The 15,852-nt window shown below is 62.0% G+C and carries 11 protein-coding genes; all 11 read right to left on the reverse strand.

The annotated features are described in order from the left end of the window. Nucleotides 1-34: 34 nt before the first annotated feature. Nucleotides 35-2,572: a PAS domain-containing protein gene (locus tag BMH52_RS24625; protein WP_014718204.1), complete on the reverse strand. Its 2,538-nt coding sequence runs from the start codon at nucleotides 2,570-2,572 to the stop codon at nucleotides 35-37. 138 nt (nucleotides 2,573-2,710) lie between these two features. Continuing rightward, nucleotides 2,711-4,666, reverse strand: a complete 1,956-nt coding sequence (locus BMH52_RS24630; RefSeq protein ID WP_073845348.1) for an acetoacetate--CoA ligase — start codon at nucleotides 4,664-4,666, stop codon at nucleotides 2,711-2,713. A 126-nt stretch (nucleotides 4,667-4,792) separates the two neighbouring features. Then, complete coding sequence (locus tag BMH52_RS24635) at nucleotides 4,793-5,566, reverse strand: 3-hydroxybutyrate dehydrogenase (protein ID WP_003191811.1); 774 nt, start codon at nucleotides 5,564-5,566, stop codon at nucleotides 4,793-4,795. Between the two features lie 7 nt (nucleotides 5,567-5,573). Then, nucleotides 5,574-6,965: a GntP family permease gene (locus BMH52_RS24640; RefSeq protein WP_014718207.1), complete on the reverse strand. Its 1,392-nt coding sequence runs from the start codon at nucleotides 6,963-6,965 to the stop codon at nucleotides 5,574-5,576. Nucleotides 6,966-7,258: 293 nt separating this feature from the next. Next, nucleotides 7,259-8,650 carry a sigma-54-dependent Fis family transcriptional regulator gene (locus BMH52_RS24645; protein ID WP_014718208.1) on the reverse strand — a complete coding sequence of 464 codons (1,392 nt, stop codon included), beginning with the start codon at nucleotides 8,648-8,650 and terminating at the stop codon, nucleotides 7,259-7,261. A gap of 145 nt (nucleotides 8,651-8,795) precedes the next feature. After that, nucleotides 8,796-10,367, reverse strand: coding sequence for an ABC transporter ATP-binding protein (locus tag BMH52_RS24650; protein WP_019817606.1), 1,572 nt, complete (start codon nucleotides 10,365-10,367; stop codon nucleotides 8,796-8,798). 10 nt (nucleotides 10,368-10,377) lie between these two features. Beyond that, complete coding sequence (locus BMH52_RS24655) at nucleotides 10,378-11,400, reverse strand: ABC transporter permease (protein ID WP_019817605.1); 1,023 nt, start codon at nucleotides 11,398-11,400, stop codon at nucleotides 10,378-10,380. Then, on the reverse strand, nucleotides 11,400-12,458 hold the full coding sequence (locus BMH52_RS24660; RefSeq protein ID WP_005788805.1) for a microcin C ABC transporter permease YejB: 1,059 nt from the start codon (nucleotides 12,456-12,458) through the stop codon (nucleotides 11,400-11,402). The genes BMH52_RS24655 and BMH52_RS24660 overlap by 1 nt, the downstream gene beginning before the upstream one ends. After that, nucleotides 12,458-14,317: an extracellular solute-binding protein gene (locus tag BMH52_RS24665; RefSeq protein WP_073845350.1), complete on the reverse strand. Its 1,860-nt coding sequence runs from the start codon at nucleotides 14,315-14,317 to the stop codon at nucleotides 12,458-12,460. The genes BMH52_RS24660 and BMH52_RS24665 overlap by 1 nt, the downstream gene beginning before the upstream one ends. Before the next feature lie 130 nt (nucleotides 14,318-14,447). Continuing rightward, nucleotides 14,448-14,729, reverse strand: coding sequence for a peptidylprolyl isomerase (locus BMH52_RS24670; protein WP_014718212.1), 282 nt, complete (start codon nucleotides 14,727-14,729; stop codon nucleotides 14,448-14,450). A gap of 108 nt (nucleotides 14,730-14,837) precedes the next feature. After that, nucleotides 14,838-15,332, reverse strand: coding sequence for a DUF1543 domain-containing protein (locus BMH52_RS24675; protein ID WP_014718213.1), 495 nt, complete (start codon nucleotides 15,330-15,332; stop codon nucleotides 14,838-14,840). Nucleotides 15,333-15,852: the final 520 nt, after the last annotated feature.

Here is a 15,852-nt window from a genome sequence, read left to right on the forward strand (position 1 = left end):
CCAGCTGTGCGACGGCGCGCGATTATGCCTGAACTCAGGCCTCGACGCCGATCATGCTACGGATTTTGTTGGCCAACAGGTCAATGGAAAAAGGCTTGGCGACCATGTCCATGCCGTCCTCCAGGAACCCCTGGCGTTCGGCGGCTTTCTCGGCATAACCGGTCATGAACAGCACGCGCAGGCCGGGGCGATGCTGGCGGGCGATTTCCGCCAGTTGCCGGCCGTTCATGCCGGGCAAGCCAACGTCGGTCACCAGCAAGTCCACGCGCAAATCCGATTCCAGCAACGGCAGCGCCGCACGCGCATCCGCCGCCTGGTGAGCGGTATAGCCCAGTTCGTCGAGTACATTGACCACCAGCATACGCACCGCCGGGTCGTCCTCGACCACCACCACCGCTTCACCGGCCAGGGCCACGGGGGCTTCGGTCAGGCTGGTAGGCAGGCTGCTTTCCAGTGCGGTGCCATACAAACGCGGCAGGTACAGGCGCACGCAGGTGCCCTGGCCCGGTTCGCTCTGGATGGTCACGTGGCCGCCGGATTGCTGGGCAAAACCGTAGATCATCGACAACCCAAGGCCAGTGCCTTGGCCGATGGGTTTGGTGGTGAAGAACGGGTCGAACGCCTTGGCGAGGATTTTCGGCGCCATGCCGCTGCCGTTGTCGCTCACGCCAAGCATCACATAGTCGCCGGCCTTGACCGGTTCCAGGGTGGTGATGTCGGTGCCGTCCAGGTAACTGTTGGCGGTTTCGATCAGCAGCTCGCCGCCGTCGGGCATGGCGTCGCGGGCGTTGATCACCAGGTTGAGCAGGGCGTTTTCCAATTGGCTGGCATCGGTGTTCACCGGCCAGGTGTCCTTGCCCAGTTTTACCTTGAGTTCGATATGCGCGCCCTTGGTGCGCCGGAACAGGTCTTCCAGGGACGCCACCAGTTGGTTGGGGTCGGTGGGGCGACGGTCCAGCGACTGGCGTCGCGAGAACGCCAGCAGCCGGTGGGTGAGGGCGGCGGCGCGGTGGGCGGAGGACACGGCGGCATCGGCAAAACGGCCGATATCGTCGCTGCGTCCGGCGGCAATGTAACGCTGCATCAGGTCGAGGCTGCCGATGATGCCGGTGAGCATGTTGTTGAAGTCATGGGCGATACCGCCGGTGAGCTGGCCGACCGCTTCCATCTTCTGCGCATGGCGCAGGGCATCTTCGGCACGCTCGCGCTCGAACATCTCGTTTTGCAGGCGCTGGTTGGCTTCGGCCAGCGCCTGGGTGCGCTGGGCCACGCGTTCTTCAAGGTTCTCGTTGAGGTGGCGCAGGGCTTCTTCGGTGAGCTTGCGTTCGGTCTCGTCGATCACAAAGATGTAGAAACCATTCACCGAACCGTCACTGCTAAAGCGCGGCAGGTACTTCATCAGTGCATGGCGCGGGCGGCCATCGCGATGAGGCGTCACCGTCATGAAGCTGCACGCCTTGCCCTTGAGCGCGGCGGCAATCTTGTCTGCGCGCCCGGCATACACCTCGTCGCCAAGTACTTCGCGGATGGTTTTGCCGTACAGCTCCTGGGGCGTCTTGCCGTACCAGTCCAGGTAAGCGCTGTTGTTGAGGCGAAAGCGCTGGTCGTGGTCAACGTAGCCGATCAACACCGGCATGGCGTTGATGATCAGTTGCAGCTCAGTCTGGCTCTGGCGCAGGGCTTGCTCGGTGTTTTTACGCTCGGTGAGGTCCAGCGCGGCGCCGAGGAAACGCGCAGGCCGGCCCTGTTGATCCTTGTAGCAGCGGCCACGGGCGAACACCCAGCGCACCTGGCCGTCGGCTTGCAGCAAGCGATACTCCTCGGCGTATTCGGTGCCATGGGTAATGCAATGCTTGATGCTGCGCGTCACCGTTCCCCGGTCCTCAGGGTGCACACCATGCAGGTAGGCGCTGATGGGCAGCAGGCTCGAATCGTTGGGGTCGACGCCATGCAGGTAGGCGAAATGGGCGTCGGCGATGAAACGGTCTTCGCCGATATCCCAGTCCCAGGTGCCTACCGCGTCGGTGGCCGCCAGTGCCAGTTGCAGGCGCTGTTCGGTGTTGTGCTGGGCCTTGAGGCTGGCTTCGGAGCGCTGTTGCAGTTCGAGGGTTTTGCTGCGCCGCTCATTGGTTTCAATGGCCGTGACCAGGATGCCGGCCACCCGGCAGCTTTCATCGCGCACCGGGCTGTAGGTCAGGTCGAGCCATATCTCGGTGTCGCGGCCCTCGCGTTGCAGCACAAAGCGTTGCTCGCTGAAGGTGCGCACCTGGCCGCCGAGCACGGCGTCGTAGACCGGCGCGGCGAAGCTTTCCAGTTCGGGCCAAGTGTGGTGCGCCGGCTGGCCCAGAGCGCCGGGGTGCTTGCCGCCTATCAGGTGGGCAAAGCCATCGTTATAGAGTTGTATGAGGTGTGGGCCCCACAGCAGCACCATTGGCATGGGTGAATGCACGACGATATCGACAGCAGTGCGCAGGCTTTGCGGCCACTCACTGGCCTCACCGAGGGGGCTTTGCGCCCAGTCCAGCCGCCTGATCAATGCAGCGGCTTCGCTACCGGTGGATGTTCCATTCATAAAAAGCCCTGAGCCTGACGCTTTGAAAAATGACAACACCCATTGTCCCAAGGAACGACAACGGGTGGCTACCCCGGAAAAATAGCATGCCTTGAGGGTTTTTCTTCAAAACGCTGCGTCAGCGCTGAAACCTTTCATCTAATCGGCCAGTTCAGCTCTGTGGCGAAATTGCTCCAGTGCCTGGGGGTTGGCCAGGGCATCGGTGTTTTTCACCGGCTCGCCATGCACCACATTGCGCACCGCCAATTCGACGATTTTGCCGCTGATGGTGCGGGGGATATCCGTGACAGCGAGGATCTTCGCCGGCACGTGCCGCGGTGTGGTGTTGGCGCGAATCACCTGGCGAATCTGCTGTTGCAGCGCCTCGTCCAGTTCAATTCCATCATCCAGGCGCACAAACAGCACCACGCGCACGTCGTCCTGCCAGCGTTGACCGATGGCGAGGCTTTCCAGCACCTGCGGGACCTTTTCCACCTGGCGATAAATCTCGGCGGTGCCAATGCGCACGCCGCCGGGGTTGAGCACCGCATCGGAACGCCCGTGGATCAACAGGCTGCCGTTGGCGCGTTGCTCGGCATAGTCACCCTGTGCCCACACGCCGGGGAACTGGCTGAAATACGAGGCGCGCAATTTTTGCTGTTGCGGGTCATTCCACAGCCCGATGGGTATGGCAGGGAAGTGCCGGGTGCACACCAGTTCGCCTTTCTCCCCGATCAGGGGCCGGCCCTGGTCGTCCCACACTTCGATGGCCATGGCCAGGCTCTTGCACTGCATTTCACCGCGCCGTACCGGCAGCACCGGGTTGCCGATCACAAAGCAGGACACAATGTCGGTGCCACCGGACATCGAGGACAGGCACAGCTCAGCCTTGATCTCGCGGTACACGTAGTCGTAACTCTGGGGCGACAGCGGCGAGCCGGTCGAAATCAGACCCTTGAGGCTGCCCAGGTCGTGGCTCAGGCGCGGCTGCAACCCGGATTTTTCCAGGGTGGCGAGAAATTTGGGGCTGGTGCCGAACATGCTGATTTTTTCCGCATCGATCAGGTCGATCAAGCGTTCGGGGCCGGGATGGAACGGCGAGCCGTCGTACAGCACCGCGGTGGCGCCGATCGCCAGCACCGACACCAGCCAGTTCCACATCATCCAGCCGCAGGTGGTGTAGTAGAACAGGCAGTCCTCGCGGTTCAGGTCGGCATGCAGGCCATGTTCCTTGAGGTGCGTCAGCAATACGCCGCCCGTCCCGTGGATGATGCACTTGGGGATGCCGGTGGTGCCGCTGGAATAAAGGATATACAGCGGGTGGTCGAACGGCACCGCGACAAATTCGGGTTCGCCGCAGGCTTGGTAGAAGTCGTCCCACAGCGCGACATGGGCGTGGGTGGCGTAGTCCCCAGTCTGCGCCTCGGGCTTGGCGTAAGGCACGATGATCAGCTGTTGCAGGGAGGGCAGGCGTTCAAGGATCTCATTGAGCTTGGCGCTCTGGTCGATGCGCTTGCCGGCATAGCGGTAGCCTGCGCAGGTGATCAGCACCTTGGGCTCGATCTGGCCGAAGCGGTCGATGACGCCCTGGGTGCCGAAATCTGGCGAGGAGCACGACCAGATCGCACCGAGGCTGGTGGTGGCGAGCATGCCGACCAGGGTTTGCCAGGTGTTGGGCATGCACGCGGCCACCCGGTCACCCAGGCCGACCCCTGCCGCCCGCAGGCTTTTTTGCAGGCCGGCCACGTGTTCCGCCAGCTGCGCATAGCTCAATTGTTCACGTCGGCCGTCTTCGCTGACAGCCACCACAGCAGGATGATCGTCGCGGCGGCGCAACAGGTGTTCGGCAAAGTTCAGGGTGGCGCCGGGAAACCATTGGGCGCTGGGCATCTCCACGTCTTCGATCAGGGTGACGCTGGGCGGGCTGCGAAACTGCACGTCAAAGAACGCGACAATCGCCTGCCAGAAGTCCGGGCGTTGGTCGATGCTCCATTGGTGCAGGGCGGGGTAGTCGTGGAGCTGCACGCCGTGGCGTTGGTTGATGAAGCGGCGGAACTGATCCATGCGCGTGTTGGCGATGCGTTCCGGGGACGGTTGCCAGAGGATGTCGGACATAAGCTGCCTCTTCTCGTTCCCACGCTTCGCGTGGGAATGCCTGACTGGACGCTCTGCGTCCACTTTTGGGGCGCGGAGCGCCCCGGTCTGCGTGCCCACTAGAGCGTGGGAACGATCATCACGGGTTTACTGGGCCAGCCAGCCACCATCGATGTTCCAGGCCGCGCCGCGCACCTGGGCACCGGCTTCACTGCACAAGAACAACACCAGCTCCCCGAGCTGCGACGGCGTCACAAACTCCAGCGACGGCTGTTTCTCCGCCAGGAGATCCTGCTGCGCTTGCTGTGGGTCGACCCCGGTAGCCACGCGATCATCAATCTGCTTCTGCACCAGCGGCGTCAGCACCCAGCCCGGGCAGATGGCGTTGCAGGTGACATTGCTGGTGGCGGTTTCCAGGCCCACCACCTTGGTGAGGCCGATCACCCCATGTTTGGCCGCCACATACGCCGCCTTGCCCACTGAGCCGACTTGCCCATGCACCGAGGCGATATTGACGATGCGCCCCCAGCCCTTGGCCTTCATGCCCGGCAAGCTCAGGCGTGTGCTGTGGAACACCGAGGACAGGTTGATGGCGATGATCGAATCCCAGCGCTCCACAGGGAAGTCTTCTACCGCTGCCACATGCTGGATACCGGCATTGTTGACCAAGATGTCCACGCCACCGAACTCGCGCTCGGCGTAGGCGAGCATGTCGGCGATTTGCGCGGGGTCGCTGACGTCTGCCGGGTGATGCCCGACCTTGCCGCCAAACGCCTGTACCTGGGCGATCACCGCGCTGGCGTCGCCGAAGCCGTTGAGAATCAGGTTGGCGCCGGCCTTGGCCAGGCTCAGGGCAATCCCTAAGCCGATGCCGCTGGTGGAGCCGGTGACCAGGGCGGTCTTGCCATTCAAAGTTGTCATGAAAACCTCACACAATGCCGGTGGCGTAGAAAGTGCCGATCACCACGAACACCGCAAGGGTCTTGATGATCGTGATGCCAAAAATGTCCTTGTAGGCTTCGCGGTGGGTCAGCCCGGTGACGGCCAGTAGGGTGATCACCGCGCCGTTGTGGGGCAGGGTATCCATGCCGCCGCTGGCCATGGCCGCGACCCGGTGCAGCACCTCAAGGGGGATATTGGCCGCGTGGGCGGCTGCAATAAAGCTCTCGGACATCGCGGCGAGGGCGATGCTCATGCCGCCGGAAGCGGAGCCGGTGATACCGGCCAGCAAGGTCACGGTGATCGCTTCGTTGACCAGCGGGTTGGGGATGCCCTTGAGCCAGTCCGCCAGTACCAGAAAGCCTGGCAGCGAGGCGATTACTGCGCCAAAGCCGTATTCCGAGGCGGTGTTCATTGCCGCTAGCAGCGCACCGCTGACCGCACTTTTACTGCCTTCGGCCAGCTTGCTCCTGATCGCCGAGAAGCCGAACACCAGCACCACGATAATCCCCACCAGCAACGCCGCCTGCACCGCCCAGATCGCGGTGAGCTTGGCGATTTCGGTGGTCACCGGCGCGCTCATGCCCGGCAGGCTGAGGCTGTGGGTCTTGCCGTACCACTGCGGGATCCAGTGGGTGAACAACAGGTTCATCACCCCCACCAGAATCAGCGGTGACAACGCGAGCCACGGGTTGGGCAGGCTCAGGTTGTCGGCGGTTTCGGGCTCATTGCGCAACTCGGTGCCATAACCTTCACCGGCGCGCTGGGCCTTGTTGCGCTGGCGTGCGAGGTAGAGCATACCGGCGCAAAACACGAAGATCGTGCCGATCAGCCCTAGCCACGGCGCCGCCCAGGCGGTGGTGTTGAAGAAGGTGCTGGGGATGATGTTCTGGATCTGCGGCGTACCGGGTAGGGCGTCCATGGTGAACGAGAAGGCGCCGAGGGCGATGGTCGCCGGGATCAGGCGCTTGGGGATATTGCTCTGGCGGAACATCTCGGCGGCGAACGGGTACACCGCAAACACCACCACGAACAGCGACACGCCACCGTAGGTGAGCAGGGCGCAGACCAGCACAATCACCAGCATCGCCTGGCGCGTGCCGAGCAAGCGGATCGCGGCGGCGACGATCGAGCGCGAAAACCCCGACAGCTCAATGAGCTTGCCGAACACCGCACCGAGCAGGAATACCGGGAAATACAGCTTGATAAAACCGACCATCTTTTCCATGAACACCCCGGTAAAGGCAGGGGCGACGGCGGACGGGTCGGTGAGCAGCACCGCGCCAAGGGCGGCGATGGGGGCAAACAGGATAACGCTATAGCCACGGTAGGCGGCCAGCATCAGCAGCGCGAGCGCGGCCAGGGCAATGATCACACTCATGGTGTGTCTCCATCGGATTGTTATTGTTGTGGGTGAGGCTGTGGGAGGAAGCTATAGCGAGATGTGTGCCAGATTTATAACTTGTTGATATATATGGATTTACTGTGGATTCAGAGTGATTTTCGAGACGGCAGTCTCAATCTGGAGACGAGTGGAGATCCTTGTGGGAGCTGGCTTGCCTGCGATAGTGGTGGTTCAGCTGGCTTGTAGGGCACTGTTAGACCGCTATCCCAGGCAACCCAGCTTACACATAAGAATGTCTTGATATTGGGAATAGAGTCTCTTTTTTGAGACTAGGTTAGTCCAAGCGCCAGCATTTTTTTATACAATGTCGACCGCCCAAGCCCCAACCGCTTGGCCGCCTCTACAACATTTCCGTCACTGGCCTTGAGCGCGCCCGCAATCACCTGGCGATCAAACCGCTGCCGCGCCGCCGCAAAGGTTTCACCCTCGACCGCCGCCACCGCGCCTCGCTGTACCGGGCTGAACGTGCCAATCGCTGCGCGAAGGTCGCTGGCATTGAGCATCAGGTCATCACTCAACAGCGCCGCACGCTCCAGCACATTGCGCAGCTCGCGGATATTGCCCGGCCAGGCATGTTGGGCCAACAGCGCCAGGGCATCGCGGTCCAGTTCGTGCTGGCTGCGCAACTCCTCAAGGATCGCCTCGCTCAATGCCGGAATATCCTCCAGCCGCTCACGCAACGGCGGCACCTGGATCGGCAGCACATTGAGGCGGTAATACAGATCGGCACGAAACTCGCCACGCTTGATCGCTGCCTCCAGGTCCATGGACGTCGCGGCAATCACCCGCACATCACTGTGCAGCATCTCGTTGGAGCCCACCGGTTCGAATTCCTTTTCCTGCAACACCCGCAGCAATTTGCTTTGCAGTGGCAGCGGCATGTCGCCGATTTCATCGAGAAACAGCGTGCCGCCCTGGGCGATCTGGAATTTGCCGGGGCGACCCTTGCGGTCGGCACCGGTAAAGGCGCCGGGTGCGGTGCCGAAGAATTCGGCTTCAAGCAGGTCATGGGGAATCGCCGCGCTGTTGATGCTCACAAAGGCTTTGTGCGCCCGGGGCGATGCGCCGTGGATGGCCTGGGCGAGCAACTCCTTGCCGGTGCCGGTTTCCCCGAGCAGCAATACCGGCGACTCGGCACTCGCACTGCGCCGCGCCCGGCGCTTGACCTCAAGGCTGGCGGCGCTGGTGCCGATAAAGTGCGCAAAGTTGTATTTGCTTTGCCGCGAACGCAGCAGCGAGCGCGTGGAGGCCAGCTCCTGCTGCATGCTCAGGTAGCGCTCGATCAGCGGCGACAGGTTGCGCAGTTCATCGAACAGCGCAAACCCGATCGCGCCGATCACCGCCCCGGCCTCGTCGTGGATCGGCAGGCGCATCACCACCAGTGGGCCTTTGGGAGTGTCCTGGATATCCAGCAGGATCGGCCGGTCGTTGCGCACCACCTGGCGCAGCAGGCTGTTGGAAATCACCTGCTCGCAAGGCTGGCCAATGGCTTGGTCGGCGCTCTTGAGGCCAAAGCGCTTGGCGTAACGCTCGTTCATCCACACGATATTTGCATCGCGGTCGACGATGACCGTGCCCTCGCTGGACTGCTCGATGATCTCGAACAGCGACTGGATGGCCAGGCCGCGAACCTGTTGGTAGTCCTTGAGGCTAGTGCTCATGGGTACAGAATCCTGTTAATGATCGTTCCCACGCTCTGCGTGGGAATGCCTACCGTGACGCTCTGCGTCACTTGGCGTAGGGCCAAGACACGACGCGGAGCGTCTCGGGTTGTGTTCCCACGCAGAGCGTGGGAACAATCTCACCTCACAAAGGGATGTGCGCTGCTGCCAGCAGTTCTTTGGTGTACGGGTGTTGGGGCGATTCGAACACCTCATGGCTCGCGCCACGCTCCACCACCTTGCCATCCTTGACCACGATCATGTCATGGGCCATGGCGCGCACCACCGCCAGGTCATGGCTGATGAACAGGTAGGTCAGGCCGTATTTGTCCTGCAGTTCGCGCAGCAGCGCCACCACTTGTTTCTGCACCGTACGGTCCAGGGCCGAGGTGGGTTCGTCGAGCAGCATCAGCGCTGGCTTGAGTACCAGGGCGCGGGCAATGGCGATGCGTTGGCGCTGGCCACCTGAAAACTCATGGGGGTAGCGATGTCGGCTGGCAGGGTCGAGGCCCACGTCCTTGAGCACCTGGACCACTTGCGCATCGCGGTCGGCCAGGCTGCACGGGGCATGCACTTCCAGGCCCTCGCTGATGATCTGCTGCACCGACATGCGCGGGCTGAGGCTGCCATAGGGGTCCTGGAACACCACCTGCATCTGCTTGCGCCATGGGCGCATCTGCTGATGGTTGAGCGGATCCAGAGCTTCACCCTGAAAGCGGATGCTGCCGCTGGAGTCGAGCAAGCGCAGGATCGCCTGGCCCAGGGTGGACTTGCCGGAGCCGGACTCGCCGACAATCCCCAGGGTCTTGCCGCGCTGCACGCTGAGGCTGATGCCGTCCACTGCGCGCAGGTAGGTCTTGGCCCGGAACAGCCCGCCTCCCAGGGGAAACTGCACGCTCAGGTCATCCACTTCCAGTACCGTGTCACGCGGCTCGCTGCACAGCACGTCGCCCGAGGGCTCGGCATCCAGCAGCAGGCGGCTGTAGGGATGCTGCGGTGCGGTGAACAGGGCCTGGCAGTCAGCCTGCTCGACGATTTCGCCGGCACGCATCACGCAGACCCGCTGGGCGATACTGCGTACCAGGTTGAGGTCATGGCTGATCAGCAGCAGCGACATGCCCAGGCGTTGTTGCAAGGACTTGAGCAGCAACAGGATCTTGCGCTGCACCGTCACGTCCAGCGCTGTGGTGGGCTCGTCGGCAATCAGCAGCTCGGGCTCGCAGGCCAGGGCCATGGCGATCATCACCCGCTGGCGCTGGCCGCCGGACAATTGATGGGGGTAGGCCTTGAGCCGTTCCTGGGGTTTCTGGATGCCCACCAGTTCCAGCAGTTCGAGGATGCGCGCCTGCGCCGCCTTGCCGCCCAGGCCCTTGTGCAGCAGCAGGGTTTCGCCGATCTGCTTTTCGATGCTGTGCAGGGGGTTCAGGGAGGTCATCGGCTCCTGGAAGATCATGGCAATGCGGTTGCCGCGCAATTTTTGCAAGGTACTCGGTGAGGCGCCGATCAGTTCCTGGCCGCGATACTTGATCGAACCCAGGGTTTGGGTGCCGGCTTGCGGCAGCAGTTGCAGGATAGAGTGGGCCGTCACCGACTTGCCCGAGCCCGACTCGCCCACCAGCGCCAGGCACTCGCCAGGGCGCACGTCCAGGCTCAGGTTGCGCACGACGGTCTGGCCGTTGAAGGCGACGCACAGGTCGCGGATTTCGATCAGGTTCATACGCGGTCACTCATGAGCGGGGGTCGAAGGCATCACGCAATGCCTCGCCGATAAACACCAGCAACGACAGAATCAGCGCCAGGGTGAAAAACGCCGTCAAGCCCAGCCACGGCGCTTGCAGGTTCTGCTTGCCCTGGCCGATCAGCTCGCCCAGGGACGCGCTGCCGGCGGGCATGCCGAAGCCAAGGAAATCCAGGGCGCTCAAGGTGGATATCGCCCCGGTCAAAATGAACGGCAAATAGCTGAGGGTCGCGGTCATGGCGTTGGGCAGGATGTGCCGACGAATGATCTTGCCGTCGCCCAGGCCCAGGGCGCGCGCGGCCTTGACGTATTCCAGGTTGCGCCCGCGCAGGAACTCGGCGCGCACCACGTCCACCAGGGCCAGCCAGGAAAACAGCGCCATGATCCCCAGCAACCACCAGAAATTCGGCTCCACAAACCCCGACAGGATAATCAGCAGGTACAGCACCGGCAGGCCAGACCACACCTCCAGGATGCGCTGGCCGAGCAAGTCTACCCAGCCACCGTAGTATCCCTGCAACGCCCCGGCGGCAATGCCAATGACGGCGCTGATGGCGGTCAGGGCCAGGGCAAACAGGATCGACACCCGTGCACCAAAGATCACCCGGGCCAACACATCGCGGGACTGGTCATCGGTGCCCAGCCAGTTCACCGCCGACGGCGGGCTCGGGGCAGGGCGGGTGAGTTCGTAGTTGGGCGTGTCATCGCTGAAAGGAATTGGCGGAAACAGCATCCAGCCGCCCTCCTGCTTGATCAGCTTTTGCACGTAGTCACTGCGGTAGTCCGCCTGGAACGGCAACTGCCCACCGAACTGCTGCTCGGTGTAGCGCTTGAACACCGGAAAATACAGCTCGTTCTTGAAACTGAGCACCAGCGGCTTGTCATTGGCGATCAACTCGCCGCCCAGGGTCAGGATAAACAGGCCGATAAACAGCCACAGCGACCACCAGCCACGGCGGTTTTTCTTGAAGCGCTCGAGGCGTCGGCGGGCCACGGGGGAGAGGTTGAGCATCAGGCGTTCCTCGCGGCGAAGTCGATACGCGGGTCCACCAGGGTGTAGCAGAGGTCACCGATGAGTTTTATCAAGAGGCCGAACAGGGTGAAGATAAACAGCGAGCCAAACACCACCGGGTAGTCGCGGGACACGGCCGCCTCGTAGCTCATGCGGCCCAGGCCATCGAGGGAGAAGATCACCTCGATCAGCAGCGAACCGGCAAAGAACACGCTGATAAACGCTTGGGGAATCCCCGAGATCACCAGCAACATCGCATTGCGGAACACGTGACCGTACAGCACCCGGCGTTCGCTCAAACCCTTGGCGCGGGCGGTGACCACGTACTGGCGGGTAATTTCATTGAGGAACGAGTTCTTGGTGAGGATGGTCAAGGTGGCGAACCCGCCGATCACCAACGCGGTTACCGGCAATACCAGGTGCCAGAAGTAGTCGGCGATTTTGCCCACGGTGCTCAGTTCTGCAAAGTTTTCCGAGACCAGCCCGCGTACCGGGAACCAGTTCAGCGAGGTACCGCCAGCGAACACCACGATCAGGAACATCGCGAACAGGAATGCCGGCATCGCGTAACCGATGACGATGGCCGTGCTGCTCCACATATCAAAGCTGCTGCCATGGCGCACGGCCTTGCGTATGCCCAACGGGATCGACACCAGGTAGGTGATCAGCGTGGCCCACAGGCCGAGGGAAATGGTGACGGGCATCTTTTCCAGGATCAGGTCAGTTACCGTTGCGCCGCGAAAGAAGCTGTTGCCGAAGTCCAGTTGGGCGTAATTCTTGAGCATCAACCACAGGCGTTCCGGCGCGGATTTGTCGAAGCCGTATTGTTTCTCGATGTCCTTGATCAGCTTTGGGTCCAGACCGCGGCTGGCTCGCGAGCCGCTGATGCCTTCGCCGGATGCGCCGGCTACACCACCGCCGCCAATGCCTTGCAAGTGGGCGATAGCTTGCTCCACCGGCCCGCCGGGCGCGGCCTGCACGATCACGAAGTTCACCAACAGGATGATCACCAGCGTCGGGATGATCAGCAGCAGGCGCCGTACGATATAGGCAAACATCAGTGGGCCTCTCCGCGTTTTTTCAACTCAGCCTGCATTTGTTCGTTCGTCAGCGGGGTGGGGCTGACTTCCCACCAGGTTTCCAGGGCTTCGTCGTTCTTCGCCTCGATGGCCGGGCGCCCGAAACGGTTCCACCATGCGGCGGAGGTGCCCGGTGGGTAATAGTTGGGGATCCACAGGTAATTCCATTGCAGCACGCGGTCCAGGGCGTGGGCATAGGTGAGCATCTTCGCCTGGGTGTCAGCCTTGACCAGGCCATGGATCAGGGTATCGACGGCCGGGTCCTTGAGCACGATGTAGTTGTTGGCGCCCGAATCGAACGCGGCGGCAGAGCCGAAATAGTTGTACAGCTCCATGCCGGGCGAGGTGGTGACCGGGAAACCCGTGACGATCATGTCGTAGTCGCGGGCCATCAGTCGGTTGACGTATTGCGAGGAGTCGATGCGGCGGATATTCAGGGTGATGCCGATCTGCGCCAGGTTACGTTTGTAGGGCAGCAACAGGCGCTCAAGGCCGTTCTGGACGTTGAGGAAGGTGAATTCCAGTGGCTCGCCCTGGGCATTGACGAGTTTGTCGCCCACAGGTTTCCAGCCGGCGTCTTCCAGCAGGGCCAAGGCTTGCAGCTGTTTGTCGCGGATCATGCCACTGCCATCGGTGACCGGGGCCTTGAACACCTGGGTAAACACCTCGTCGGGAACCTGACCGCGCAGGGGTTCGAGGATCGCCAGTTCTTCCGGGGTCGGTAACTCGCTGGCGGCCAGCGGGCTATTGGAGAAATAGCTCTGCTGGCGGATGTACAGGTTGCGCATCATCTGGCGGTTGGCCCATTCAAAGTCCCACAGCATCGCCAGGGCCTGGCGCACGCGGCGATCCTTGAACATCGGTTTTTGCACATTGAACACATAGCCCTGGGCCGGCTGCGGCATCTCCTTGGCCAGGTGCGCGCGCTGCAGACGGCCATCGTCCAGGGCCGGGCCGTTGTAGCCGATGGAGTAACCAGTGGCGGAGAATTCACGGTTGAAATCATAGGCGCCGCCGCGTAGCACTTGGCGCGCTACTTCGGTGTCGCCGAAGTACTCCAGGCTCAGGTGATCGAAGTTGTACAAGCCGAGGCTGACCGGCAAGTCCTTGCCCCACCAGTCGGGGTCGCGGGTGAAGGTGATGGTACTGCCGGAGTCGATCTTGCTGACCTTGTAAGGGCCGCTGCCCAGTGGCGCTTCGTAGCCGCCGCCGTTGGCAAAGTCGCGGGTCTTCCACCAGTGCTCGGGGAACACCGGCAAAGTGGCGAGATCCAGAGAGAGGGTGCGGTTTTCGTTGCTGGAAAAATCAAAGCGCACCTGTCGTTCGCCTTCGATTTCGACGTGTTTGACGTCTGCAAATAACGTGCGATAGCGCAGGCTGCCTTGGGTCATCAACACGTCAAAGCTGTAGCGCACGTCTTGCGCGGTAATGGGCGTGCCATCGGCAAAGCGCGCCTTGGGGTTCAGGTAGAAGCGCAGCGACAGGCCGTCGTCGGCCCGTTCCATCTTTTGCGCCACCAGGCCATAGACGGTGTAAGGCTCATCCAGCGAGCGCAACGCCAAGGGTGCATACACCCAGCCGTCGACCTGGGACACGCCGATCCCTTTGTCGATATAGGGCAGCACATGGTCAAACCGCCCCACCTCCAGCGCTGAGCGCCGCAGGCTGCCGCCCTTGGGGGCGTTGGGGTTGGCATAGTCGAAATGGCTGAAACCTTCGGCGTACTTGGCGGGCTCGCCGTACACCGTCAGGTAGGTTTGCGGGGCTGCGATCACCGCAGTGCTGGCCATTAGAAAGGCCAGGGTGGAGCAGAGCAGAGATGAAAAAGCCAATCGCATTATCAGCCTTGAGCGCCGGGTAAAGAATAATAAGGATTTGTACGCTAACGGCCTGGGCATCGCCAGTCATCAGATGCACAACGGCCCACCAAAGGGCGGGCCGTTGTTTATAGCATCAGCGCAGATTGAATCAATCCTGGCGGCTGGTGACTTCCAACAGGTGATAGCCGAACTGGGTCTTCACCGGGCCTTGCACGGTGTTGACCGGGGCACTGAAGACCACGGTGTCGAATTCCTTGACCATCTGGCCTGGGCCGAACGAACCGAGGTCACCGCCCTGACGGCTGGATGGGCAGCTGGAGTTGGCTTTAGCGACTTCTGCGAAATCAGCGCCGCCTTCGATTTGGGCCTTGAGTTCGTTGCACTTGTCTTCAGAGGCAACGAGGATGTGACGGGCGGTGGCTTTGGCCATGGTGAGTAACTCCTAGAGTAAAAAACGGTGAGCGTACCGGATTCAGGCGGTTATTTCTCGGCAAAGTTCCACTGGGTTTTCAGTCGCCGCTGTTTAGGTCATGCCGGTTCAAGGCAGTACGAGATAGTCGTTGCGCTGCACGATCGCTTGGTGCGCTGCTTGCACCAGGTGGATATAGCGGCCGTCCACCAGGTCGATGGGCAGGCAATCGTCGATATCCAGCACCGTGTCGGTGTGGGCCTGGGACCAGTGGCTGAGCATCTGCTGCTTACCTTTGCGCATGGCCTCCTGTTTGTTACGGGCGACCACCAGCAGGTAGTGGTGGGCTTCGCCAAAGCTATTGGCCTCGTAGCCGCCGAGGTTGATGAAGTACAGGCGCGGCGCATCGCCGTGGGGCGCCAGGTGGCTCAGTTCAACCTTCCAGCCGTCGACGCCATCGACGGCCATCCATGAATCGATGTGTACGCCTTTGGGGCTGCCAAACCAGGCGTCGCGTAATTGTGGGTAGGTGGCTTGCAGGGTATCGGCCACTGCGAATACCACATCGTGTACTTCGATCCTGGCTCGCGGGTGCTTTCCCCCGAGCATGACGACAAACAGCATTACCGGGGTTTCCTGGGGAGTGGTTAGAGGGCAACCATACTGCGATTGAGCTGGTTTGTCCGGTTGTGATGGGGCCTGTGTGTCGCGACGCTGAACCTGTGGGAGCTGGCTTGCCTGCGATAACGCCCTGACAAGCAATACCTATCTACCTGACACCCCAGGATCCAACTGTGGGAGCTGGCTTGCCTGCGATAACGCCCTGACAAGCAATACCTATCTACCTGACACCCCACAATCCAACTGTGGGAGCGGGCTTGCTAGCGAAGGCGGCCTGGCAGTCAACACAGTTGGATTGTGTACATATCCATTTCTGCGGTTACGGCCACCTAGGGTTCCGCCCAACGGCGGCTCACTTTCGAAAAGCGCGAAAGTAAGCAAAGCGCTCTTGCCCCACCACTCGGCACCTCGCTTGGGCTCGGTGTGCCCGAACGCAGGCTTGAATCCGTGCCGCCGCCACCCCCCTTCCCCTCGCGCCGCACAGGCCGCCGACCCCACCGCCACTCCGGATCACCCCCAAACC

The sequence above is a fragment of the Pseudomonas sp. BTN1 genome, assembly GCF_001907715.1.
GTDB classification, from domain to species: Bacteria; Pseudomonadota; Gammaproteobacteria; order Pseudomonadales; family Pseudomonadaceae; genus Aquipseudomonas; species Aquipseudomonas paracarnis.